We start from the raw sequence: 25,362 nt of genomic DNA, 5'->3' as shown, positions 1-25,362 counted from the left end.
GCTATTTTTATTGAATAATTCACGAGCGATCAAAACGCGGTGCAGATACCGAGCGGCAACGCTGTTGATCAGACTTCAATACGTTGCCGACACAGCAGGTCGTGGCTTATGGCTAGCTTGTTTTTCCCTTGATTACAGGGATAAGAGTGAATTGCAGACAATAAACCATGTTCAGGCTCATGGCCGCCAAGGATGCTGGTTCGCCTGAAAACTCTTTTGAGATAAACACACGTTGAGTACGTGGTGCCGGCTTAAGACTAACTACGCTTGTTACCGATAAAGCTAGGCCGAGTTTCTTATGAACTTTTTGATTTTAAACAAAATGAATTGATATTATTGCTTAAAGAGTAATTGAATAATTAACAGTCTGTTTTTCGTTTTTAATCAAAAAGTTCCTCCCCCGGGCGAGACTCAGCCACTTGCAGAACAAGTTCCACAAGTGAGTTAATCGAAACAATGCCGAAAAAGATGCCGACGTGAACCGCCTGAACTTTTTTTTCACCCTGCTTTTGTTGCTGGTAGCGTCGCCCATAGCGCCTTGCAACGCGACCGAGGCGAGCCCAACCGGTGGCAAGGCTGGACATTTTTTTTCAGCCATCCAAAACGAGGTAGGTCATAAACTCAACGCCCGAGGACTTACCCTCGGTAATCAGGTGTTTATCCGCATCCTCAAATTGCCGGGCATTCTTGAATTGTGGGTCAAAAAAGACACAACATTTGAGCTTTTTTCCTCCTACCCTATTTGTACCTATTCCGGATATCCTGGTCCCAAATTAAGAGAAGGCGATTTGCAAAGTCCGGAAGGTTTTTACCATGTCCGACGTAACCAACTCAACCCCACATCGAGTTACCATCTTGCGTTTGACATTGGCTATCCAAATTTATACGATCTCAATAATCATCGGGATGGAAGTAACATAATGATCCATGGAGGTTGCTCTTCCACAGGATGCTTCGCCATGGGTGATAAAAAGATGGAGGAAATTTACGTTACAGTGCAACAGGCATTACTCGCTGGGCAACAAAAAGTAGAAGTACATATATTTCCATTTGCACTTACAAAGCCCAATCTTGAACGTTTTTCCCAATCACCCTGGATCAACTTCTGGAAATCAATGGCGCCAATGTATATTTTTTTTGAAAAACGAAAACAATTACCGATAATAACCGTGGTCAAGAACAGCTACTCTCTAAACTGAGAGCCACAACTGAATATATCTGACTCTCCTTATCAATCAACAACTTGGCAGCTACACCAATGAATAACGAACGCCGACAAGCACAACGTATACATTTTACATCCACAGCACTGGTCCATTTTGACTCCGGGCAGACACTCTCGGCCGCAGTTAAAACCGAAAATATCAGCCTTAAAGGGCTGTTTATTATAACAGAAACCAAAATACCCCTACAGACGGATTGCTCCGTTGACATTACGCTGGAAGGGAAAAGCAGCACCTTGCAATTCACAGTTGTCGGTACCGTCTGTCGCCATGAACCAGAGGGTTTTGCAATGGCTTTTTCTACACTTTCACCTGACAGTTATGCTCATATTACCAATTTGATGCACCTACGGGATCAATCTGACAAATAAACGCAACCTTACCTATCCAACATCACCCCATGTTAGAGACATGATCCAAGAGCAGACACCACTCTATCGCCCCAGCATTAAGCTCTTTTTTATCCTGTTTTTCACAACCGGTGCGATCCTCAGTGTTCTCCTCACTTTTTTTTATCAAAAAGAGACAAGAGACTTAACACACTTCATTAAAATCCAGGAATCATACGGTCTTGAATTACGGAAAAAGAGGATCAGCTCTATTTTTAAGGATATCAAGGCAGACATCTTTTTTCTCCGAGACCAAAACGAACTCCACCAATATCTGCGTACCGAAAAAAAACAACAACTCACCCTGATGGGGCAGGAATATATTTCTTTGGCAAAAAGCACTCGTATGTATGACCAGATTAGGTACATCGATAAACAGGGGATGGAAATCTTACGGGTAAACTTCAATCAAGGTGAACCGCTCATTGTCCCGGACGACCAGCTACAGTCAAAAGCTGACAGATATTATTATAAAGAATGTGTTTCGCTGAAGAAAGAAGAGGTCTTTGTCTCTCCTTTCGATCTGAATGTGGAACATGGAACGGTTGAGCAACCCTTTAAGCCCATGATCCGATTATGCACACCGGTTTTTGATAACCATGGTACAGAACGTGGGGTACTCGTTTTAAATTTTCTAGGCCAGGATATACTCACGAGCCTGCTTTCCATCGAGCGGGTATCACTTGGTCAAACTATGCTGGTCAATAATCAAGGGTATTGGCTCAGGCACCCTGACCCTGCATACGAGTGGGGTTTTATGTTTCAGGATAAAGCAGATGTTTCATTGGCGATCCAATCGCCTGAAGTCTGGAAAGAAATACAATCATCCGCCAAGGGACAAATAGGTACCCCGGAAGGTCTTTATTCATTTAACACTGTGCTGCCTATGCTGGATGAGGCTGAACCAAGTCAATATGCATCGCCGGCAAAAGGAACCATCGGGCAATACAGATGGCATCTGATATCATTTCTTCCACAACAAAAAATTGACCAAAAGTCCCATGCCATTTTTATGCAATTTTTGATTCTGGGTGCTGTTCTTTTCATTTTGACAGCCATCGGATCGTGGAGCATGGCCTATGCTGTTACCAAAAGAAAAATTGCTCAAAATAGATTAAAAACAATGGCCTATTTTGACACTTTGACAAACCTGCCCAACAGGCGCCATTTTTTCGACCGCCTCGAAGAAGCGATTTCGCATGGAAATCGGTACAATAATACGTTGGCGCTGATGTATGTTGACCTCGATGGCTTTAAAAACATCAACGATAGTTTAGGCCATGACGCTGGAGACACGCTCCTCCAGCACGTAGCATATTGCCTGCGAAAAACATGTAGAAAATCTGATACGATCGCACGCCTTGGTGGTGATGAATTTGCCATCCTTATCCCGGAAGTTGCCTCCCAGGAAGACATTGCAACCATTGCTGCTAAAATTATAGCTATCCTTTCTCAGCCAATCACCATCAACAATGCCCAAGCTCAAGTGGGCGCAAGTATAGGGATAGCTCTTTTCCCGGCAGACGGTGATGAGGTGAGTCAATTACTCAACAATGCTGACTCAGCAATGTATCTGGCTAAGAGCCAGGGAAAGAATCAGTACCTCTTCTTCAGCGATACCCAACCCCCAAAAGATTAATCAACATTGCCTGTTCATTGAAAAATATTTTTTCTATACATACCATGGATAGACCTCTCATCGCTCACGAAGACGCTCCAAATCAAGCAGACAAATGGTCTTGCCTGCGACCTTGATCAGCCCTTCTTCGCTCATTTTTGCAAAAATTCGAGACAACGTTTCCGGAGTTGTTCCCAAAAGGCTTGCCAACTGCCCTTTGGGAACATCGAGCACCACCTCGTCTTCCCTGTTTTGCTCCTCTATAAGATAAAGAAGGTAAGAGGCAAGCCGTCCAGGCACTTCTTTCAGGGTCAAATTTTCAACCTGGGTTGTAAATCTTCGCAATCGCATGGACAAGACAGCTAACATGCTCATAGCCAGTGAAGGGTTGGCTTTGAGTAAATTAATAAATTCCAACCTTGGGAAAAAAAACAACTCCGAAGCTGCGAGGGTAGATGCCGAAGCAGGAAAAGGAGTCCCATGAAAAACAGGCACCTCGCCAAAAGGCTCGCCAACACCGAATATGTGCAGGATCTGTTCCTTGCCGTCGGTTGATAATTTGAAAATTTTTACCTTTCCGCTAGCCACCATATAAAACCCATTGCCAGGCTCGCCGTCATGAAACACAGCCTGCCCACGCTGATATTTTTTCGAAACGGAAATACTACACAGAGCATTGAGTTGCTCGTCAGGCAAACCGTTAAAAAGCAGGCTTTTTTTGAGAATTTCTTTTTTTTTCACTTTTTTTAATAAAAATGTATTTTTTGACCTAGATCAATGGAAGAACCACTCTTAGGTGTATGATGTGTGCATTCAATATGACACACAACCTACAATAACTCACTTGAGGAAAAACTACTATGTTCTGTAATCAATGCGAACAAACTGCAAAAGGAACAGGCTGCAACGTAGCTGGAGTATGCGGCAAAAATGAAGAGGTGGCCGATCTTCAGGATCTCCTTATCCACGCATTGCAGGGACTGGCTCTTTACGCAAACGAAGCTCGCCAACTTGGGATCGTTGATGAAGCCACAGACTTGTTCACCTATGAGGCTATTTTCTCCACCCTCACTAATGTTGATTTTGATCCGGATCGTTTTTTTGCGCTGATTAACAAAACCATTGAATATCGTGAATCAATCAAGGCCAAGGTGGCAGCAGCCGGCGGGAAAACAGATTTTCCCGAAGCGCCTGCAACCTTTCTCCCTGCAGATACAATCGCCGGCATGGCTGATCAAGGACAAGCATTACACCTGATAGAAAATCTTGATACTGATGAAAACATTCGTTCGCTGAAACAAACCCTGCTTTACGGTCTAAAAGGAATCGCAGCCTATGCAGACCATGCCGCCATACTGGGACAAAAAGACCCTGCTGTTGCGGGATTCTGTTACGAGGCCTTATGCGCATTACAGGCTGAAGGGCTGACTGTAGAACAATGTGTGCCGGTTGCCATGAAGGCTGGAGAAATAAACCTTCGTGCAATGGAGCTTCTAGACGCTGCCAACACCGGTAATTACGGGCATCCTGTTCCCACTCAGGTGCCACTTGGCCATCGAAAGAATAAATGTATTCTTATTACCGGCCATGATCTCCATGACCTTGAGCTACTGCTTAAGCAAACAGAGGGCAAAGGGATTGATGTGTATACACACGGCGAAATGCTGCCCTGCCATGGATATCCTGAGTTAAAAAAATACGACCATTTTTACGGCCATTTCGGGACTGCCTGGCAAAATCAGCACAAAGAATTTCCGAATTTTCCCGGACCAATTCTTTTTACCACCAACTGTATCCAAAAGCCCAAGGATGACTACAAGGATCGCATCTTCACCAACGGTCTGGTCGGCTGGCCTGGAGTTAAGCACATTGAAGACAAAGATTACAGCGCAGTAATTGATATGGCCCTGAGTATGGAGGGTTTTACCGAGGATGCCGATCAGGGTCATGTTATGGTTGGTTTTGCCCGCAATGCAGTGTTGGGCGTTGCCGATACAGTTATCGAAGCTGTTAAATCCAAGGCTATCAGACATTTCTTTCTTGTTGGCGGTTGTGACGGTGCAAAACCCGGCCGTGATTATTTCACCAAATTTGTCGAACAAGTACCTGACGACTGCATGGTTCTTACACTTGCCTGCGGAAAGTTCCGTTTCTTTGATAAGGATCTTGGCGCTATAGGTGGAATTCCACGACTGCTGGATGTGGGCCAGTGCAATGACGCTTATTCCGCCATTCAAATTACCGTTGCTCTGGCAAATGCTTTTGAATGTGAAGTCAATGACCTTCCCCTGTCAATGATTATCTCCTGGTATGAACAAAAGGCAGTAGCGATTTTGCTCACCCTGCTCTACCTTGGGATCAAAGATATCCGTCTTGGACCATCCCTTCCTGCTTTTATTTCTCCAGCTGTATTGCAATTTTTGGTCGATACATTCGATATCAAACCTGTTGCAGCAACACCGGAAGAAGATCTGCAGGCTATCCTAGGCTAGCAGGTACCTCTTTACCCAACAATAAAAACTCTTCCGGTCGGATCTCACCGACAGGAAGAGTATTTCAAACAACATGACCAGAGAAAATCACAAGACATATATTGTTATGCCGGATATGGACGCAGGCATGCTCTCGCCTGAAGATCTCGAAAAAATTACTGACGTGGTCAAAAGATATAATGTGCCCCGCACAAAAATTACAGGCGCCCAGCGTATAGCCTTCCTCGGTATGGAACCGCAACAGCTGGAGAGTCTTCAAAAAGAACTAAACACACCAGCAAAACCACCCCACAAAAACGGTCGTCTCCATTACATTCAGGCCTGTCCGGGAAATACCTGGTGCAAATATGGGGTTGGTGACACGCTGCACCTGCACGACAGGTTAAAAAAAATAGAGTTAAAAAATCCTCTGCCCAGCAAAGTAAAAGTTGGTATTTCAGGATGCAGGATGTGCTGCTGTGAATCCTGGATTCGCGATGTCGGTCTGGTTGCTGAGAAAAACGGCTGGCGATTCACCTTTGGCGGCAATGGAGGGGGAAGGCCGAGAATAGGCGATATCGTTGCCGACGGACTTTCAGCAAACGAGGCAATTACTCTCATCGAAAAAACACTCCATTATTATAGTACAACCGCCAAATTTAAGACACGCAGTGCCCGGTTTATGGAACGAATTGGAATAGAAGCTTTGCAAAAGGCAATCCTTTCCTAGCTTCATAAGTACATGTCTCTGCCGAAAACAAGTCACGATTGAGAATAAATACAATGAAAAATATGCGAAAAATTATAGAAATTGATGAAGAACTGTGCGATGGCTGCGGACAGTGTGTTCCTGACTGTGCCGAGGGTAGCTTACAGATCGTAGACGGTAAAGCCCGTCTGGTCGCCGACAAACTGTGCGATGGTCTTGGCGCCTGTCTCGGTTCCTGCCCCACCGGAGCTCTTCGAATTATAGAACGGGAGGCAGACGAGTTTGACGAAGAGGCTGTGGAGGAATACCTGGCCGGCATGAAAGCTGGCAACACCCAACAAGCCAAACAGGCTCCGAGTGGATGCCCATCCGCGCAACTGCAATCACTGCAACCAGCTTCGCCCTGCCAAAGTACCAACACACCAAGTGCGCAAACAGGATCAGCTCTCTCGCACTGGCCGGTACAAATTCGCTTGATCCCGGCAACGGCGCCTTTTTTGCAAAAAAGTGACCTGCTCGTTGCGGCAGACTGCACCGCAGTTTCTTATCCTCATATCCAGCAGGATTATATAGCGGGAAAAGTAGTGATGATGGGGTGCCCTAAATTCGACGATCAACAGCTCTATATCCAGCGTTTTACCGAAATATTTGAGACTGCTCAGCTAAAGTCACTCACCATTTTAATCATGGAAGTACCCTGTTGCGGTTCGATGACGCACATTATTAAAAAGGCTTATGATGCCGTTAAACCGGATATCCCTGTAAAGCAGGTCGTCATATCTACCCGCGGAACAGTGTTGGAAGAGTGTGCCTGGTAAGATTCTTCACGCTCTAAAGGTCTCCTAGGAGCCGGTCTGATTGAGCAATTTTTTCTTCAAATAAAGGCATTAAAGGAAAAATAGGCACAGCCATATACTTAATATCGGAGTCTACGCTTACCCGTGAGTATTATTTTTTCTGTAATAACGACGAGTTGAGGAGAAAGGGTTCAGTCCGACAGACTCCTAGCCTTTAGGGCATTTTTGATGCTGGGTCAATGGATTATATACTGTTATCTCATGCTTCTTTTACCCAAGGTTGAGACGACGGACTTGCTTGGCACCTACTTATCCGTTATTACTAATAGCGCTGTAACCACCTCATTATTGAACATTACCTTTTGGGTCAAAACACGCTTTCATGAAAACAAACCTAACCCTGATAGGCATGCCGGGAGCCGGTAAGAGTACAGTAGGCATCATCCTTGCCAAGACTCTCTCCATGGGATTTATTGATACGGATGTCCTCATCCAAATCAACCAGCAAAAGTCCCTGCAGGAAATCATCGATGCCGGCGGCTACATGCATCTACGACGCATAGAAGAAAATGAGATATGCAAGCTCAATATCACTAATCATGTAATTGCCACCGGAGGCAGTGCAGCCTACAGCGAACCGGCAATGCGTCATCTACAGATGATATCTACCCTTGTCTTTCTTCATGTAGACTATGAAGAAATAACACGACGAATCAAAAATTTTGATACCCGCGGTATTGCCAAGGCGGACAACCAGAGCTTTCAGGAACTTTTCGCCGAACGCCAGATTCTCTACCGCAGATATGCGGACACCATCATCACCTGCTCTGACCTTGACCAAGAGGAGGTCGCAGAAGAAATTGCCTCAACCTACCGAAATAAGATGTGAAAAAGACGAATCGACATAGGTGTCGCAGGTATCAATTAGTCAACAAGACACTTCCCACCCACGATCGCCTATCTATCCCCCCTAAATATAATTAAAGCGGCTGTAAACAAACATTATTATATTGTCTCCTTATTATTAATGCGCTGTTCTGCAGAGCAAAATGCTTTGCATGCACACTCTCCTTAATCCTCTCTTGCAGAAAAAACACACATGATCACAGAGCAGGTTCATACAGCACTGCAAAATGTAGTCGGTAAAAACAATGTCTACACCGAAACTGCAGATTTAATTACTCACAGTTACGATGCCACTCAAAAAGAATATCTTCCGGATGCGGTTATCTATGCAACGACCACCCGAGAGGTAAGCGACGTTGTCAAGCTCGCTAACCAGCACGGCGTCCCCATAATCCCGCGCGGTGCCGGTAGTGGCTTTACCGGCGGTACTCTTCCTATACAGGGGGGGATAGTTCTCGTCTTAACAAAAATGAACCGTATTCTGGCCATTGATGAGGACAATCTCACTGCGACAGTTGAACCTGGAGTGGTAACCGCCTCTCTGCAAAAAGAAGTTGAGAAACTCGGGCTTTTTTACCCACCTGATCCTGCGTCAAAAGAGTTCTGTACACTTGGCGGCAATGTGGCTGAATGCGCCGGTGGTCCAAGATGTGTAAAATACGGAGTGACCAAAGACTACATTTTAGGTTTGGAAGTAGTTACTCCGACCGGTGATATTATTCATACGGGTGGAGCAACGATAAAAAATGTGGTCGGTTATGACCTCACCAGGCTGTTTGTCGGCTCAGAGGGGACTCTTGGAATTATTACCAAAATTATCATCCGGCTCTTACCCAAGCCTGCTGCAAAAAAGACCATGCTGATCCAATTTGCATCCATAGAAGGTGCAGCGCAGGCAGTTTCTACGGTAATCCGTGGCAAAATTATCCCCACCACCCTGGAATTTCTCGACGCGACCACGCTTGCCTGCATCCGCCATAACTCGGCCTTAGATATACCTGAAGAATGTCGCGCCCTGCTCATCATTGAAGTGGATGGAGATGCCGACATCCTTGAACGACAGGCTGCAACTATTATTCAATTGGTGAGTGAGCTTGATGTACTACACACGGAAATTGCAGAGACAGAAGAACAGTCAGAGGCTATTTGGAGTGTACGTCGCAGTGTGAGTCCTAACATGCGAAAAATCAACCCTGACAAATTCAACGAGGATATAGTCGTGCCCAGGTCCAAAGTGCCGGACATGATACGTGCTCTTGAAAAACTTTCTGCTAAATATAATGTCCCGATTGTCAATTTCGGCCATGCAGGTGACGGCAATATCCATGTTAATGTTATGGTCGATCTCAAAGAACCCGGTATGCCGGAGACAGTTCAACGGGTGCTCCAGGAAATTTTCCAGACAACCGTTGATATGGAAGGTTCCATCAGCGGCGAACATGGCATCGGCACAGCCAAAGCGGCCTATTTGCCCATGGAAATAGATAGTGCTACCCGGAAGTACATGCAGACCATAAAAAAAGCACTGGATCCGCTCAACATTCTTAACCCAGGCAAAATTTTCCTAGAATCAACTACTTGATGGACTCGTAAAAAGTCCATCACACACTAAAGATGGCTAAATACAAAAGTTCGATATACAAGGCGCAGTGTTTTTCCCGAGGATTTGACTATACATATGGTATGTCAAGGCCTCGGGAAAAACCTGCAACACCGTAGATCGGCCTTTTTACGACGCCATCACCATTTAAAAAATCATCATACCACCAACCACTGCATGACTGATTATAACGAACTAACCCCTTATAAGGATGCCATCAATCAATGTGTTCGCTGCGGTGCGTGTCAGGCTCATTGTCCGGTTTATGACCAAGCGCGACAGGAAGGAGCCGTTGCCAGAGGTAAACTAGCCCTGGCAAAGGCCCTGCTCGAAGAATCCGTAACCATTGACTCGCGTCTGGAAGAGGATGTCAGCCTTTGCCTTATGTGCGGTTCATGTGTCGTTAAATGTCCGAACAAGGTCCCGACCGACAAAATAGTCGGTGCGATGCGACGTGAAATCAGTAACAGAAAAGGACTCTCACTCACCGGTAAAACAGTGGCAGCACTCACCGGACATCCCCCCCTGTTAAAAGCTTTGGTGAAAACGGCTGATGTTTTGTCTCCGGTACTCTTTAAAAAGGTGCCACAAACAAGCGGTCTTCGGCTCAGGTTTCCAGTTTCCGGTCACGCGCAGCGCACCCTTCCTGCAGTGGCTTCCAAAAATCTTTTTACAGAACTGCCGGAATTTATACAAGGCCGGCCCGACAAACCGGTTGTCGGCCTTTTTGCAGGATGTGCCATTACCTATATTTACCCCAAAATCGGGGTGGCAATGGCCTCCTTGCTCAATCATCTAGGGTATTCAGTGTTTACACCACGTACCCAGGGTTGCTGTGGCATTCCAGCCCGCTCTACCGGTGACACGAAGCTTATAGAGCAGTTAAACCGTACAAACCTGGAAGCCTTTAAAGCTCACGAGGTTGCTTATATTATAACCGGGTGCGCTTCCTGCCATTCCGGTATTGGTGAGACTGATCCAAACAGTACTGAAGAGCAAGCCGACTTTGCAGGCAAGGTCAGAGAAATCCATCAATTTCTCTATCAGGAAGGACTGGCCGATACCTTGGCAGCATTGCCCACAACAAAAGAGCGTACTCGCATAACCTACCACGATCCTTGTCATCTTAAGACAAAGGGCATTATTAATGAGCCTAGGGCCCTGCTTCAATCACTGCCTAATACACATTATGAAGAGATGGAAAACAGCGATCTTTGCTGCGGCCTTGGTGGAAGTTTTTCAGCACATCATTATGCATACAGTAAAGCTATTGGTCAACGAAAGGTTGCCGGCATTAAGGCGAGCAAAGCAGAGCTCTTGGCAACAGCCTGTCCGGGTTGCATGCTGCAATTGCAGGATTCGATTAATCACGCCATGCTCAATGTACAGACAATCCATATCCTTGAGCTCATCAGCAAGGCACTGGCTCTGGATCAAAAGTGGAAGTGAAAGCAAGAAAGAACCAAAAAGATAGCGCCAACCGGTGAATCTATGACAAGGACTGCTTTACTACCAATATGGTCTTGGCTAGCGCTTACGTCCTCATCCCCGATACCCGTTGCGACCAAACAAGTAATTGCGATTTTTACCCGGATCAGCTAAAAAACATGCGCTGTTGTGCAAAATGATATATTTTTTAGCTCTTTTCCACCCGATCATGCACTACCATGTATGCCCATTTTGTATGCATGATATGCTTCCCTTGAAAATGGATAATGCATTCAATGACGAAATCTACTAAAAACCCGATCCTGGCTTTTTTCTCTTCGGTGCAATTAGCCCTGTTCCTGCTGTTTGTTTTAGCAGCAACATCCATCATTGGTACGATCATTCCTCAAAATTCTCCAGCCTCCTTTTATGCCAAGCAGTATGGTCCGCAAATGGCAAGGTTTTTTGAGTTGTTGAAGCTCACCGACATGTATAATTCATGGTGGTTTCTCCTGCTGTTACTACTGTTTGCCATCAACCTTATTGTCTGCAGCATAGACCGGATTCCCCAGGTCATCAGGATCATAAAAAAGGATAATCTGGCAATCAGTCCCGAGCGTTTGCAAAAAATGTCGCTCAGTTCTTCGTTCACCTGGCATACAACCATAGAAATGAGTGTAGACAGAGTCCACGCCATACTGACAAACGAAAGGTGGAAAACAACTCAACGAGACAATGAACAAGGCACCTTGTTTTTTGCAGAAAAAGGCCCATGGACACGGTTTGGAGTCTATGTTGTCCATATTTCTATCCTTATCATTCTCTTAGGCGCTGTTATCGGCTCCTCAATGATAGCCAAAAAGGTTCTCCACAAGCCGTCCTTCGCGTTTAAGGGGTCTGTTATGATTCCGGAAACCAGGGAGTCTGAAGTCATATATAGTTTCAAAAGCGGCCAGCCTATTGATCTTGGGTTTACAGTCCGCTGCGACTTTTTCGACATAGAATATTACAGTAATGGGATGCCCAAGACCTATCTTTCCAAGGTCACAGTGCTCGAAAACGATCAGGAAATTTTATCAACAGATATTGAGGTCAACGCACCCTTGACCTATAAAGGGGTGACGTTCTATCAATCAAGCTATCAGCCTTATCAGGATTTTGTTGTTTCGCTGCAAAACAATCGGACCAACAAGCAGATCAAGAGGGTTGTTCCCCCCGCAAAACAGCTGGAATGGCAGGAAGGCGGAATATCTTTTGGTATTATTAACCAAGAAGCCAAAGGAAAGGTTACGCAGAGGGTAAAGGTCTGGTTGACTGACAACCAAGGGGATCCTTCCACATTTTGGGTCAACATGGGGCAGGAAGCTATGATAGAACGTCCTTCCGGCACCTATACATTTAACGCCAAGCAACTTTACGCTACAGGACTACAGGTAACCAAAGACCCAGGTGTATGGTTAGTCTACTGGGGCTGTATTTTAATGCTGGTCGGCCTTTATATTGCTTTTTTCATGTCCCATAGAAAACTTTTTGTTTTCATACAGCAAAAAGGAAAAAACACAGAAATCATTGTTGCCGGTAATACCAATAAGAACAAAATCGGTTTTGAAAAAACCTTCAACAGACTGGCCACCCGCTTTGAAGCAACAGATGAGTAATTTTCAATTCTGTGCATACTGCTCCGATAATGACAAACAAACCAGGTAAGCTGCAGAACTTTTCCTGACCATATAAGAGTGGTTTAAACGTAACTCTATCAGCCAACGGAATTTTCATGAACAGTTCACAACTTTTCGGCATCACAATGATAGCATACCTGCTATCAACGGCTTTTTATCTCGCGCTTTTCCTTTTTAAAAATAAGAAAATCGGTTTCATCGGTATGCTCCTTGCCGCCGGTGGTTTACTCATCCAAACTATCGGCATCGGCATGCGTTGGTATGAGTCCTACCAAATGGGAATTGGACATGCCCCCCTGACCAACATGTACGAATCACTTATTTTCTTTTCCTGGTGTACAGCGCTGTTCTACCTCTTTATGGAGATAAAATATAAAGCAAGAATCATCGGCGCTTTTGTGATGCCTTTTGCCTTTGTTTCCATTGCCTACGCCTCTTTTTCAGACCGAATAAACGATCAAATAAGTCCGCTTATTCCTGCATTGCAATCAAATTGGCTTATCGCCCATGTTGTTACCTGCTTCATTGGTTACGGTGCATTTGCGGTCGCAGGCTCTCTTGGATTTATGTACTTGTTAAAAGCAGGCGCTGAGCAGAAAAGAACGGCAGCACCCACATTATTTTCTTCTTTACCGGAATTAAAAATTATTGACGACCTGACCCACAAAACCATTGTATTTGGGTTTATGTGGTTATCAGCAGGTATTATTACCGGAGCCATTTGGGCCAATGAGGCCTGGGGAACGTACTGGAGTTGGGATCCCAAAGAAACCTGGTCGATTATCACCTGGTTTGTGTATGCCATTACCCTTCATGCCCGGTTCACTAGAGGATGGGGCGGCAAACGCATTGCCTGGTTGGCCATCATCGGCTTTGTTGCCGTATTTTTTACCTACTTCGGCGTTAACTTTTTTCTTTCCGGTCTTCATAGCTACGGCTCCAGTTAATGCTCCCACAGGCAACTTTCAGCAAGAATGTAACTCTATTTGGTACCTACTTACAGGTACAGGTTTTAGGTATAATAAATCAAAGAGTTATCACCCCCGTGAAGAGGTACTCTATTTGAGGAGGTTACAGTCTCTCTTTACCCGGACATCTGTTGACAAGGCCAGGTTTAAGAGCTATACAATTAACGTTTGATAGCTGTTTTTGTTCATATACTAAAAATATCAAAGGAGGATTGATATGAAGAAAATTTTAGCATGCTGTACAGCTTTAGCACTCATGGGCATGGTCAGTTTCGGCGTCGCAACTGCCAGCGACAAAGGACCTGCAGACATGACACTGGAATCAACCATTGACAAGGCCAAAAAGCCAAAGCCAGCTATTTTTCCACATGCTGCCCACCAGGGTCGTCTGGAGTGTGGCGAATGCCATCACGCAAAAGATGATGCTGGTAAGCAGGTAGCCTATGTGGAAGGGCAAAAAATTGAAAAATGCGAGTCCTGCCATAATAAAGGCGAAACAATGCCGAAAGAACTCGCAACTTACAAAGGCGCTGCTCACGCTCAATGTAAGGGTTGCCACGCTAAGACATCAAAGGATCTTGCAAAATGCGGAGTATGTCATCCTAAACAGGGATGATATCTATTACTCATAATGCATAAAAAAAGGCTGCTCACGTTGAGCAGCCTTTTTTTATTCTATAGAAGAGTTATGCGTTACTCTACATGCATCTTTGAAATGTCTCCTACCTGCAGCACAAGCTCACCCAATGCGGTGAGTAAATTCAATCTATTTTGCCTGATCCGGGCATCTTCCGCCATAACCATGACATCATCAAAAAACCGATCCACTGGTGATTTCATTGCCAGCATCTCCAGCAATGCTTTGTCATATTGTTTTTCGTCCAGCAATGGTAAAGCTTTAGAACGAACGGTTTCCAGAGTCGCATAAAGATCCTTTTCTGCCGCATCACTCAACAGATTTGGCTCTACCTGAGTCTCAGTGTTGTCTTTGATAATATTCCTGATTCGTTTAAATGCACCGGCAAGGACGGCAAAGTCTTGTTGGTTCTGAATTGCATCCAATGCCTGAATCCGCCCCAGACAATCAAGAGGATTATCAAAGCCGGTTGCTGTTGCAGCATCAACAACCTCCTGTAAAACACCTGAGGCCACCTGCTCATTTTCGAAACGAAGGCGTATAAAATCTAGAATCTCATCTGCGGTGTGCTCCTGGACCTTGATCTGGTCTCCATAGGCAGCCAGAGCTGCCTCTATAACTGCAGACAATGACAGATTAATATTGAGCCCTTTTAAAATATTGAGCAACCCAATCGCCTGCCTGCGTAAACCAAAGGCATCTTTATTACCGGTGGGCCGTTCGCCTATGGCAAAGCAGCCGGCCAAAGTATCAAGGCGATCAGCTAACCCTACAAAAGCACCGGGTAGTGAGGCAGGCAGTTGCCCCCCCGCACGGACGGGCATGTAGTGCTCATGGATGGCCTGGGCAACCGTTTGATCTTCGCCGTCATGCAAGGCATATTCGCTACCGATAATCCCCTGTAAAGATGGGAATTCGCCAACCATTTCTGTGAGCAAATCGGCTTTTGCAAGCCTGGCAGCTCTCATGGTTGCATCTTTGAGTGCTGGTTGTATCTTATCCGCCAGCATGGCAGCAATCTTTTCCATTCTCCTGCTCTTCGCAAGCATGGTCCCGAGCTGATGCTGAAAAATAATCCCGTCTAGCTGGTCGAGTCTGTCGCTGAGTTTTCTTTTTTTATCCTCATTAAAAAAGAATAAACCATCCTCAAGCCGAGCTCGCAATACTCTTTCATGTCCGCTTGCAGCAAGATCGATGTCCTTGATATCGGTGTTATTAACAGCCACGAAACGGGGAAGGAGTGTTCCGTCCTTATCGGCAACAGGAAAATATTTCTGGTGTTCTCGCATGGAGGTTATTAACGCTTCATCGGGCAATGTAAGAAATTTTTCATCAAAACTTCCACAGACACCGTAAGGTTTTTCAACAAGATTAGTAACCGTATCTATTAAACCTTCATGGAGAACAGGTTGTGCGTCTGCTATCCCTGAATGTTCTTGTACAGCACGCTTTACCTCACTGATCACGAGTTCACGCCTTATCTTGTTATCTGCAACCACATATTTTTCGGCCAAAGTGGAGAGATACTGCTCGGTACCAGTAACATCAAAGGTATCAGGAGACATAAAGCGATGCCCACGGGTGGTCGTACCGGCAACGATCCCTTCAAAAACAAGATCGACCTTTTGCCCACCATAAAGAGCAACCAACCACTGAATCGGGCGGACAAAAGCCGTTGCAGTATCTGCCCAGCGCATGGACTTTGGGAAAACCAACTCACGAATAAGAGATTCAAGCACATCGGGAAGTAAAGAAAGGGTATCTTTGCCCTGTACATCCTCAACAGCCATTAAATATTCTCCCTTGGCTGTCTTGATCACCTGAAGATCACTTGGATCCATGCCTTTGGAGCGGGCAAAACCGATGGCAGCCTTGGTTGGATTACCGTCACCATCATAGCCGGCAACGGTCGAAGGACCAATATGTTCTAAAGTTCTATCAGGTTGACGCTCTTCAATAAAATCAACCGAGAGGGTCAGTCTCCTTGGAGTGGCAAAAGTCTTAAAACCACTGGAGTTGAGGCCAAGTTCCTTCAGCTTCTTTTCTGCTTCTGCTTGTAAAAAATCAAGTGCCGACTGAATATATCCAGCAGGTATTTCCTCGGTCCCAATTTCAAATAGTAGCTCGCTCATTGCTGTCCGTAGATGTAATTAGCTAAAATGGTAAATAAAACGGTATTGCAACACATTTCAAAATAATATTGCGACACAATTTCTATAGCCTCTTTTCAAAGGCTTTTCAAGAAAACAAGACCTGAATCGGTCTGACGGGATACAACCTTACCCTAATGAGAAAATACCGGCAATAACAGTTACCTTTTGGCAAGAAAACAAGAACCTAAGAAATCAGCAATAATTGCAAGATTCTGAGGGCATCTTGAAAATGTCTTTTCCTGGAAATTTCGATATTAAGCTTATGATTGGAGCCTTGAAGGTAGCCTATACTCCAAAAGTGTACATATGCCTGTGGTACTATTATCGGCATGCATTGGCCCAGAATAGGGACCGGAGGAGCGTAGTTGAACGATATCACTTTTCAAGACAGGTTACAATCAGGGGAAAGGGTCAATTTTTTTCGTCTACAGCCATTGGCCCTTCAACAGAAGCAGAGGTGGTATATCCGCATGTAACATTTTCTACCACTACCTTATACCATGAAAAAGCGGAATGGTTGGCAAGGGCTGTGCCAAGTTTGCGACAAATGGTTTCAGCGCTACTCTTGAGATCAGTCGATCGTGCAGCACTGCTTTCAATAAGCTCAATCAAATCCTCAAGCCACAAAAAATGGCTTAATCTAACAGAAACAATGACTGTACCCCAGAAGCCTGCATAACCGTTAGTTGCAATTGTCGCATTTTCGTTGCCGTTGAGCAGTGGGACAGGTACCTCGACCTCTACCACCAAATCAAGTTCCTCTTCAAGCGAACCTATCATTTTGCAATCGTACCTTTGTGACTTAAACAGGGCTCTTAAGTTGGTAGAAGTAAAAAAATAAGGAAATGCGATTTCAATGTGGGAAGCCTCGGCTTGGAGGCGAGTTTTCATTTCTTGCAAAATGAGATGGAGTGTTTCAAGATTGAATCGCCCATGAAAGCGATTAAGGATCTCAATGAATCTACTCATATGAGTCCCTTTAAATTGATGGGGCAGGTTCACGTACATATTGACAATAGCAACTGTCTCCTGCGTTTTTCTCGACTTATCCAGGACGGTAACCGGATAAGAAATATTTTTTACGCCTACCTTACGTATATCTATTCGTCTGGTATCCTCCAGGCTCTGAATATCTTTCATTAGGAATCTGCAAAGCGGGGGTCAGGCTGTTGAGGCAAGTGGAAACATAAAATCAAGCAGAGTTCATGTATTCGAAATATTTCCAAAAACATCAGGAAAGATATTTTTTTACAGTGGCCTTCAACTCATCAATGTTGGCGGATTTGACAATATACGCCTCTGAAGCCCAGGTACCGAAGTCCTGTTTAAACTCAGGATAAGCAGAGCAAAGAATAACCGGCAACCGTGAATTGAGTTCTTTCATCTGCCGAAGTACCTCAATTCCGTTCATGCCCGGCATATTAATATCAAGAATCACTAAATCGGGTTTTTCTTCACTGAATTTTTGCAGCGCCTCTTCCCCATTATAGGCAGAGATCACCTCATATCCTTCATCTTCGAACTCTCCCCGATAAAGCAACTGGATGCCCTGTTCGTCATCAACAAGCAAAATACGTTTTGGTTCCATTTTCCCACCTACAGTTCGACTTCCTTGAGGTATTTACAGGTCTCTTCCGGCGGCATTGGATTAATATAAAATCCGGTTCCCCACTCAAAGCCTGCAATGGAGGTTAATTTGGGGACAATTTCAAAGTGCCAGTGATAGTGATCCAGCTGTGGAGAACGAAGTGGCTGGGTATGCAAAACAAAATTATACGGCGCGTTTGGTATGCAGGCATCCAGCCGCCTCAGACTTTCTGAAAAAATATCTGTAAGCGCCTGAAGAGAGTTTTCATCTTGGGCCGCATAATTGGAATGATGATAACGTGGTATTATCCACATCTCAAAAGGCGAGCGAGGCGCATAAGGAGTGATGGTTACAAAATAATCATTTTCGCAGACCCTACGTATATCCTGCTGTCTTTCCTGTCGAATGATATCACAGAATATGCACCTGTCCTTGTATTTGTAATACGAAAGGCTTCCTTCAAGTTCCGAAGAAACCCTGCGTGGTACAATGGGAAGGGCTACCAGCTGGGAATGTGAATGTTCAAGGGAAGCTCCAGCCGCTTTACCAAAGTTTTTGAACACCATCACGTATCGAAATCTTTCATCTTGTGCAAGGTCTCGGATACGGTCCCGAAAAGCCCTGAAGGTGAAGATCATTTCTTCCGGGGACAAGGCTGCAAATGTTTTTTCATGAGAAGGATTTTCAATGATCACTTCATGGGCACCAATACCATTCATCCGATCATAAAGCCCTTCACCCTGTTTCTCCAATTCGCCTTCGATGACAAGGGCCGGGTATTTGTTGGGCACGACCCGTGTTTGCCATCCGGAAGAATTTGCCGGCCCCTCATTGCGCCCATAAACAAGGACTTCGTCAGGCGTTGTTTTTTCATGACCGGGACAAAGAGGGCAAAATCCTCCCTTAACCTTGTATTCCTCAACCATAAAATCAGTCGGCCGCTTCCCCCTTTCCTGGGCAATAATGATCCATCGTCCCAAAATGGGATCTTTTCTTAATTCAGGCATAACTCTTCTAGCGCCCCTGTGCCTTTTCCCGTTGTTCTAATTTGGTTTTACAATCGATACAATAGGTAGCCACAGGCCTGGCCTTAAGCCTTTTTACAGAAATATCCTCGCCGCAACCTTCACAGATGCCATAGGTGCCTTCTTCGATACGATTAAGAGCTTCGTCAACTTTGTCCATAAGCTTCCGTTCTCTTCCACGAATACGGAGTTCAAACGTTCTGTCAGACTCCACACTTGCTCGATCATTGGGATCAGGAATATTACCTTCTTGATGCGCTATTTCTGTTAATGTCTGTTCAACATCAGAGGAAATATCGTTCTTAATCGCTTCAAGTTGCTCTTTTAATTGCGCCAAATCCTTTTCATCCATATCAGCAGACTCCGGCAAACTGGTTTAATAATATTTTCTGTAGTATATCATTCTGTTACTGATCTTTCAAATAACCCGCTTTTACCACCACTTTTTTTCAACAACCTAATATCAGAAATCTCCATACTTTTATCAACCGCCTTGCACATATCATAGATTGTCAAAGCGGCCACGGAAACGGCAGTAAGCGCCTCCATTTCAACCCCTGTTTTTCCGGTAATCGACACAGTAGCCACTATATGGATTGCTTTCTGCTTATCATCAAGAGAAAATTCTATATCAACACCGGTAATCGCAAGAGGATGACAAAGGGGAATAAGCTGATCTACTTTTTTTACTGCCATTACCCCGGCAATCCTAGCCACCCCCAGCACATCTCCTTTTTTGACATTGCCTTGGCGCACTAATGAGTACGCCTGATCAGACATGGATATGGTTCCCTCAGCCGTAGCCTCTCGTCGCGTATCATTTTTTTTCCCCACATCCACCATCCGGGCATTGCCGGCCTCATCGAAGTGGGACAGAGGATTTTCATCAACCATTGGCAACCTTGTCTGTTTTATCTGCTTTCTTTTTCTGTTTGCTTATATGGGTATGGAAAAGACGGGCGAAAAAACCTTCCTCTTCCCGCTCTTTACTCATCTCATCGAAATCTTTAAGTAACTCTTTCTGCTGTTTTGTCAATTTGACGGGTGTCTTCACCTGGGCTTCGACGATCATGTCCCCTTTACCTCCACCACGGAGGCTAGGCACACCTTCCTTGCGCAGAGTAAAACGATCACCTGATTGGGTCCCGGCAGGAATCTTTAATTTTGTAGTACCATGGATCGTAGGCACGTCCACCTCACACCCTAAAGCAGCCTGTACCATCGGCACAGGAAGGCTCAGGTAGATAAGCTGACCATCACGCTGAAAATATTCATGCTCTTCAACATGAATAATGACATACAGATCGCCTGATTGACCTCCACGGCGGCCACCTTCTCCTTCTCCGGAGAGCCGCATTCTTGACCCGGTATCGACACCGGCTGGGATACGAATATTGACGGTCTTGCTCTTGTTGACCAATCCTGACCCGTGGCAATCATTACAAGGTTCCTTTATCACCTGACCGGCGCCATGACATTGCGGGCAGGTGGTGCTTACCTGAAAAAAGCCCTGAGACCGTACCACCTGTCCCCTTCCGTGACAACTGGGGCAGGTTTCCGGCCGGAACCCTGGCCTGGACCCGGTACCATCACAGGTTAGACAGGTTTCTTTTTTTGTTATTTCAACTTCACGGTTCACACCGTGTACAGCATCCATAAATGATATCTGGATATCATAGCGAAGATCATCACCTTGGACAGGTGCATTTGGATCACGTTGACGGCTACGCCCTCCAAATCCGAAGATATCACCAAACATATCGTTAATGTGAGAAAAAATATCATCGTTGTTTCCCGGGCCACTGTACCCGCTACTCCGCAGACCTTCTTTCCCGTAAGTGTCGTAAATTTGGCGTTTTTGAAGATCGCTGAGCACTTCATACGCCTCGGCAGCTTCTTTAAACTTTGCCTCGGCCTCTTTATCATCCGGATTGCGATCCGGATGATACTTCATTGCCAATTTACGATATGCCTTTTTTATGTTCTCAGCAGATGCGTCTCTTGATACACCGAGAAGTTCGTAATAGCTCTCACTCATAACTAAATGTTTCTATTCGTTATTGTCGCTGGTTTCGACTTCGGATTCAGTAATTTTGGATCTGCGCTGTCGTGGAAGATCGTGAATATTGTCAAAGGTTACCTTTCCCGCAGCGATCTCACGCAACGTCATTACCACTTCCTTATTTTTCCCAGCAGCAAGAAAAGGTTCTCCATTGCGGTGCTGGCGAATTCTCTCCACAGCGAGATGAATCAGGGAAAAACGATTATCGTCTCCCACTTTTTCAAGACAGTCTTCTACGGTGATTCGAGCCATCTTGTAGCCTCCATAATAAAAACTTCCGGAATGAAATATTCGGAATATTGAATTTAAGGTTGCGGATTCCAGATATAAGCGTGGAACGTAGGCTGGAATCCAGCAATGAATTTTGTAAGCATTCTGAAAAAAATGGCAAGGGGAGCGAGACACTCCCCGATCAGATCACCACTTATTTTTCAAACGGATTTCTCAACAGCAATGTTTCATCCCGATCAGGACCGACTGAAACAATCGCAGGTGCAGTTCCGGTAAACTCTTCCAGACGTTTGAGGTATTCCTTTGCTGCACGGGGCAGGTCATCATAGGAACGAACATCTGTAATTTCTTCGGCCCACCCTTCTACTTCCTCGTACACAGGTTGTACCGATTGAGCGATTCGCATATTATCAGGCATGAAATCATATTTTTTCTGCTCTACCTGATACTGCGTTGCTATCTTCAACTTTTGCAGGCCTGACAAAACATCAAGCTTGGTAATTGCAAAACCAGTCAGGCCATTGAGGCGAACGGCATCATTTGCAACCACTCCATCAAACCAACCGCAACGTCTTCTTCGCCCTGTTGTTGCACCGAACTCATGCCCTTTCGTCTGTAAAGTGTCGCCAACAATGTCACCTTCCGGCAATTCTGTTGGGAAAGGGCCCTCTCCGACTCTGGTCGTGTAGGCTTTAAGAATACCAATAACTTCATCAATATGGGCAGGACCAAAACCAGAGCCGATGCAAGCGTTGCCGGCGATGGTATTGGAAGAAGTCACAAAAGGATATGTTCCGTGATCAATATCAAGCTGGGTTCCCTGTGCACCTTCAAAAAGAATATTTTTCCCAGCTTTGCGAGCCTTATCAAGGACAATGGAAACATTATCAACAAAAGGCGCCAGTTTGTCCGCAAAAACTGCAAACTGCTCAATTACCAGTTCCGCATTTACAGGCTCTGCGTCATATTGTCGGGTAAGGATAAAGTTTTTTTCATCAATCACGGCCTCAAGTTTCGCCTTAAACAAAGCTGGATCAAGCAGATCACCGACCTTTAAGCCAACTCGACCGACCTTATCAATATAGCAGGGACCTATACCGCGACCGGTTGTGCCTATTTTTTGCCCTTTAGAAAGAGACGCCTCTCTGGCAATATCCAGACTCTGATGATATGGCATTATCAAATGCGCATTGCTGCTGATCAGAAGCCTCTCCGGAGTAATGGGCAATCCTCTGTTATTGAGTTCTGCAATTTCATGCAGCAAAACCTCTGGATTGATTATTACGCCATTACCTATAACACTGGTTTTTTCCTGATATAGAATTCCGGACGGGATAATATGAAAAATATACTGTTCTCCGTCGACCACCAATGTATGACCGGCATTATTTCCGCCCTGGAAACGGACAATATAGTCTGCATATTCAGTAAGCAGATCAACGATTTTCCCCTTTCCTTCATCACCCCATTGGGTGCCGACCACTACAACACTGGTCATGATATCTCCTGGAATTGAACTAAATAACAAAAGAAAAGGCCGACCACGATTAGGTGCCAGCCTCACTTGAACCGGATTAATATAGCAAAAAATAACACCTCTGTCAAATCGGGGTTAACCGCCCTCTACATAACAATCCATCTCTTCCCTGATTTCAACAACCTGCAGACATTACAACAGTCTATTTCCGGGGAATGTCGCGTCGTAAAACCTATTACCAGCGGGTTAGAGATCTATCCAGTTTGATTTGATATATATCAAGGAAAAAAGAGAGGTTTCTAGTATAAAATCAGGGAAAAAGAGTAATACATCATGCCTTATCCAATACAAAATATAGAAGTGATAAATAACGATTATGAAATTCACCTCCAAAAGGATGCAGCGGGAAGCCGACTGCGTGGCCCTGATGATCAATCGTTACTGCAAAGATCACCATAAAGCACAATCGCCTCCCTGTGAACAGTGTGAAGAACTTTTGCACTACGCGCTGCAACGACTGCATCATTGCCCTTTCCAGGAACAAAAATCAACCTGCGGCAAATGTCCTGTGCACTGTTACAAACCTGATATGCAAAACAAAATTCGCAAGATCATGCGCTATGCGGGGCCACGCATGGTGTTCACGAACCCAATCATGTCCCTTCACCACCTCATCGATGGTCTCAAGAAAACACCCGAGCGGCAATAACCAGACCGCTTGACACGTCTTTTTAAATCCCGTAAGGTTGGACCGTTTTCGTAAGCCGGAAGTGTAACTGCTCAGCGAACAACAAATACCCTTGCTTTTTCAGCTCGATCTGTATTGGTTCGGCAGTACTCCAGATGGGTATAACCAGTCTGGATTGCTGGAATAACACTCTACCTTCCTGCCTGATCATGTGCAGAGGTAAACACAGATTCCGAGCGATACTGCTGAACAGTTACCCTGAAGTTATAAAAAATTCACCAGTTGAGCCTACTCTTATGTTTGGAATTGGTCTTCCTGAAATGATAGTCATCTTCGCTGTCGCTCTGATAGTGGTCGGACCGGACAAACTCCCGGACCTTGCCAAATCACTTGCGAAAGGGTTGATGGAGATGAAAAAAACCGTCAACCAGTTAAAAGAAAACTTGTCTGAAGAGGACGACACACTCAATGAAGTGCAGCGTGAATTGAAACAAACAGCCGCTGACCTCAAGGAACGGGTCCTTGATAACGAAACCCAGACCTGGTCGCAAAAAGCCATTGAAGCCCCTGTTGACAAAGGAGAGGCAGATAAGGATAAACCAATCGATCTCTCTCCGGAAAACCTACGCCCTTGGGAAGAAGACGCTGAAAGTACACCACAGGACAAGGACAACGATTCTCCTGTGGCGGATAGTTCGCCTGAAACAACGCCTGCCGATGATACTGACAACGCGGAGAGCAAAACTGCCAAATGATATCCGCATTTGACCACTTTCGCCCCCATCACGAAGAACTGAGAAAGCGCCTCATCCGCATTATCAGTGCAGTATTTCTCTGTACCCTTGTTGCGTATCTCGGCAAGGATTATATTGCTGCATTTTGTATGCAGCCATTATTTACCGCCGCACCAGAGCTTGAGAAACTTGTTTACACCAAACTTACCGAGGCATTTATAAGCTATATCAAACTATCACTGTTGGCAGGCATCCTGTTCAGCTTTCCCTACATACTCTTTCAGATGTGGATGTTTATCTCCCCAGGGCTTCTTGCAGGTGAAAAAAAAGCAGCCCGCCTGATTGTACTCTGGGCCACGTTCTTATTTCTTGGCGGGGCTTGTTTTTCTTTTTTTATTGCCCTACCAAAGATCCTTTCTTTTTTTATGAGCTACGCCGGGCCAAACCTCACCCCCATGCCCAAGTTTGGTTTATACCTGACCTTTGTCGGCCGAATGGTACTGGCCTTTGGCATTGCCTTTGAAATTCCGTTTCTTATGGTCATGGCGATCCGTACGGGAATCGTTGCCCCTCATTATTTCTCCAACAAACGCACCTGGTTTTATATAGCAATAATGGTGCTTTCTTTTTTACTGGCCACTGGAGAACTCACAGCTACCGTGCTCCTTTGTCTCCCTCTGTTTCTGCTTTATGAAGCAGGTATCCTTGCCGGGCGTGTTTTCAAAGGTAAGAGCAAACCAACAAGCAGCAAATAATACTTAAACGACCTTCCTCCTCTTTCTCCAACCCAATTCCATCGGCTTTTGGGTAATTTATTATAACTCTACATTCGATTTCATACCGCACGAACCCCTTCTCCTGCTAATGCTTTTCTAATAGCATTCTATCATTTTCTTCATTTTCACCCTTGACTTGCTCATTTTAGGCCCCGATAATACAAGCAGCTTAAACTGCGCCTCAACTTTGAAATAATAATTAT

Annotated in this window: 25 protein-coding genes; 15 read left to right on the top strand and 10 right to left on the bottom strand. The window is 45.1% G+C overall.

Annotated elements, in window-relative coordinates; translation table 11 throughout:
• Positions 1–476 precede the first annotated feature (476 nt).
• Genes ACHZCY_RS01470 through ACHZCY_RS01460 form a run of 3 tightly spaced genes read left to right on the top strand, consistent with a single transcriptional unit; the run spans position 477 to position 3,251 of the window.
• On the top strand, positions 477–1,199 hold the full coding sequence (locus tag ACHZCY_RS01470; RefSeq protein WP_319547598.1) for a L,D-transpeptidase family protein: 723 nt from the start codon (positions 477–479) through the stop codon (positions 1,197–1,199).
• A gap of 59 nt (positions 1,200–1,258) precedes the next feature.
• Complete coding sequence (locus tag ACHZCY_RS01465; RefSeq protein WP_319547597.1) at positions 1,259–1,594, top strand: PilZ domain-containing protein; 336 nt, start codon at positions 1,259–1,261, stop codon at positions 1,592–1,594.
• Between the two features lie 40 nt (positions 1,595–1,634).
• Complete coding sequence (locus tag ACHZCY_RS01460; protein ID WP_319547596.1) at positions 1,635–3,251, top strand: sensor domain-containing diguanylate cyclase; 1,617 nt, start codon at positions 1,635–1,637, stop codon at positions 3,249–3,251.
• A gap of 57 nt (positions 3,252–3,308) precedes the next feature.
• On the opposite strand, the gene ACHZCY_RS01455 is transcribed toward ACHZCY_RS01460, so the two are convergent.
• The gene (locus ACHZCY_RS01455) at positions 3,309–3,971 is read right to left on the bottom strand and encodes a Crp/Fnr family transcriptional regulator (RefSeq protein WP_319547595.1); all 663 of its coding nucleotides are present in this window, start codon (positions 3,969–3,971) and stop codon (positions 3,309–3,311) included.
• Positions 3,972–4,090: 119 nt separating this feature from the next.
• Between ACHZCY_RS01455 and hcp the strand changes: the two genes are divergently transcribed.
• From hcp to ACHZCY_RS01410, 9 genes are all read left to right on the top strand, one after another.
• The gene (gene hcp, locus ACHZCY_RS01450; protein ID WP_319547594.1) at positions 4,091–5,722 is read left to right on the top strand and encodes a hydroxylamine reductase; all 1,632 of its coding nucleotides are present in this window, start codon (positions 4,091–4,093) and stop codon (positions 5,720–5,722) included.
• A 73-nt stretch (positions 5,723–5,795) separates the two neighbouring features.
• Positions 5,796–6,431 (top strand): nitrite/sulfite reductase domain-containing protein, encoded by a 636-nt coding sequence (locus ACHZCY_RS01445; protein WP_319547593.1) that lies wholly within the window; start codon positions 5,796–5,798, stop codon positions 6,429–6,431.
• 53 nt (positions 6,432–6,484) lie between these two features.
• Positions 6,485–7,228 carry an ATP-binding protein gene (locus tag ACHZCY_RS01440; RefSeq protein ID WP_319547592.1) on the top strand — a complete coding sequence of 248 codons (744 nt, stop codon included), beginning with the start codon at positions 6,485–6,487 and terminating at the stop codon, positions 7,226–7,228.
• A gap of 361 nt (positions 7,229–7,589) precedes the next feature.
• Complete coding sequence (locus ACHZCY_RS01435) at positions 7,590–8,096, top strand: shikimate kinase (protein ID WP_319547591.1); 507 nt, start codon at positions 7,590–7,592, stop codon at positions 8,094–8,096.
• 210 nt (positions 8,097–8,306) lie between these two features.
• On the top strand, positions 8,307–9,695 hold the full coding sequence (locus ACHZCY_RS01430; RefSeq protein WP_319547590.1) for an FAD-binding oxidoreductase: 1,389 nt from the start codon (positions 8,307–8,309) through the stop codon (positions 9,693–9,695).
• 195 nt (positions 9,696–9,890) lie between these two features.
• Positions 9,891–11,162 (top strand): (Fe-S)-binding protein, encoded by a 1,272-nt coding sequence (locus ACHZCY_RS01425; protein WP_319547589.1) that lies wholly within the window; start codon positions 9,891–9,893, stop codon positions 11,160–11,162.
• A 275-nt stretch (positions 11,163–11,437) separates the two neighbouring features.
• Positions 11,438–12,799, top strand: a complete 1,362-nt coding sequence (locus ACHZCY_RS01420; protein ID WP_205223283.1) for a cytochrome c biogenesis protein ResB — start codon at positions 11,438–11,440, stop codon at positions 12,797–12,799.
• A 116-nt stretch (positions 12,800–12,915) separates the two neighbouring features.
• Entirely contained in the window at positions 12,916–13,767 is an 852-nt protein-coding gene (ccsB, locus tag ACHZCY_RS01415; RefSeq protein ID WP_319547588.1) for a c-type cytochrome biogenesis protein CcsB, read from the top strand.
• A 238-nt stretch (positions 13,768–14,005) separates the two neighbouring features.
• Positions 14,006–14,404, top strand: a complete 399-nt coding sequence (locus ACHZCY_RS01410; protein WP_205223285.1) for a cytochrome c3 family protein — start codon at positions 14,006–14,008, stop codon at positions 14,402–14,404.
• A 77-nt stretch (positions 14,405–14,481) separates the two neighbouring features.
• On the opposite strand, the gene glyS is transcribed toward ACHZCY_RS01410, so the two are convergent.
• The 9 genes from glyS to ACHZCY_RS01365 all read right to left on the bottom strand — a co-directional run bounded on the left by glyS (position 14,482) and on the right by ACHZCY_RS01365 (position 22,982).
• Entirely contained in the window at positions 14,482–16,557 is a 2,076-nt protein-coding gene (glyS, locus tag ACHZCY_RS01405; RefSeq protein ID WP_319547587.1) for a glycine--tRNA ligase subunit beta, read from the bottom strand.
• Between the two features lie 432 nt (positions 16,558–16,989).
• Complete coding sequence (locus ACHZCY_RS01400) at positions 16,990–17,718, bottom strand: GTP cyclohydrolase, FolE2/MptA family (protein WP_319547586.1); 729 nt, start codon at positions 17,716–17,718, stop codon at positions 16,990–16,992.
• A gap of 91 nt (positions 17,719–17,809) precedes the next feature.
• A complete protein-coding gene (locus ACHZCY_RS01395) occupies positions 17,810–18,166 on the bottom strand; it encodes a response regulator (protein ID WP_205223288.1) in 357 nt (118 codons plus the stop codon).
• 8 nt (positions 18,167–18,174) lie between these two features.
• On the bottom strand, positions 18,175–19,173 hold the full coding sequence (gene galT, locus ACHZCY_RS01390; protein ID WP_319547585.1) for a galactose-1-phosphate uridylyltransferase: 999 nt from the start codon (positions 19,171–19,173) through the stop codon (positions 18,175–18,177).
• A gap of 7 nt (positions 19,174–19,180) precedes the next feature.
• On the bottom strand, positions 19,181–19,543 hold the full coding sequence (dksA, locus tag ACHZCY_RS01385; protein WP_205223290.1) for an RNA polymerase-binding protein DksA: 363 nt from the start codon (positions 19,541–19,543) through the stop codon (positions 19,181–19,183).
• 47 nt (positions 19,544–19,590) lie between these two features.
• The gene (gene moaC, locus ACHZCY_RS01380) at positions 19,591–20,085 is read right to left on the bottom strand and encodes a cyclic pyranopterin monophosphate synthase MoaC (RefSeq protein WP_319547584.1); all 495 of its coding nucleotides are present in this window, start codon (positions 20,083–20,085) and stop codon (positions 19,591–19,593) included.
• The gene (gene dnaJ / locus ACHZCY_RS01375) at positions 20,078–21,229 is read right to left on the bottom strand and encodes a molecular chaperone DnaJ (protein ID WP_319547583.1); all 1,152 of its coding nucleotides are present in this window, start codon (positions 21,227–21,229) and stop codon (positions 20,078–20,080) included. The genes moaC and dnaJ overlap by 8 nt, the downstream gene beginning before the upstream one ends.
• A 12-nt stretch (positions 21,230–21,241) precedes the next feature.
• Positions 21,242–21,505, bottom strand: a complete 264-nt coding sequence (gene rpoZ / locus ACHZCY_RS01370; RefSeq protein ID WP_205223293.1) for a DNA-directed RNA polymerase subunit omega — start codon at positions 21,503–21,505, stop codon at positions 21,242–21,244.
• 172 nt (positions 21,506–21,677) lie between these two features.
• Complete coding sequence (locus ACHZCY_RS01365; RefSeq protein WP_205223294.1) at positions 21,678–22,982, bottom strand: adenylosuccinate synthase; 1,305 nt, start codon at positions 22,980–22,982, stop codon at positions 21,678–21,680.
• 355 nt (positions 22,983–23,337) lie between these two features.
• Between ACHZCY_RS01365 and ACHZCY_RS01360 the strand changes: the two genes are divergently transcribed.
• The 3 genes from ACHZCY_RS01360 to tatC all read left to right on the top strand — a co-directional run bounded on the left by ACHZCY_RS01360 (position 23,338) and on the right by tatC (position 25,138).
• Positions 23,338–23,670, top strand: a complete 333-nt coding sequence (locus ACHZCY_RS01360) for a nitrous oxide-stimulated promoter family protein (protein WP_205223295.1) — start codon at positions 23,338–23,340, stop codon at positions 23,668–23,670.
• A 275-nt stretch (positions 23,671–23,945) separates the two neighbouring features.
• Entirely contained in the window at positions 23,946–24,404 is a 459-nt protein-coding gene (locus tag ACHZCY_RS01355) for a twin-arginine translocase TatA/TatE family subunit (protein ID WP_319547582.1), read from the top strand.
• On the top strand, positions 24,401–25,138 hold the full coding sequence (gene tatC, locus ACHZCY_RS01350) for a twin-arginine translocase subunit TatC (RefSeq protein ID WP_319547581.1): 738 nt from the start codon (positions 24,401–24,403) through the stop codon (positions 25,136–25,138). Before ACHZCY_RS01355 ends, tatC begins: the two co-directional genes overlap by 4 nt.
• Positions 25,139–25,362 lie beyond the last annotated feature (224 nt).

The organism is Desulfogranum marinum (genome assembly GCF_963675105.2).
In the GTDB taxonomy this organism is placed as follows: Bacteria; Desulfobacterota; Desulfobulbia; order Desulfobulbales; family Desulfobulbaceae; genus Desulfogranum; species Desulfogranum marinum.
Note: the sequence above shows the minus strand (reverse complement) of the source record. Positions and strands in the feature narration are given on the sequence as shown.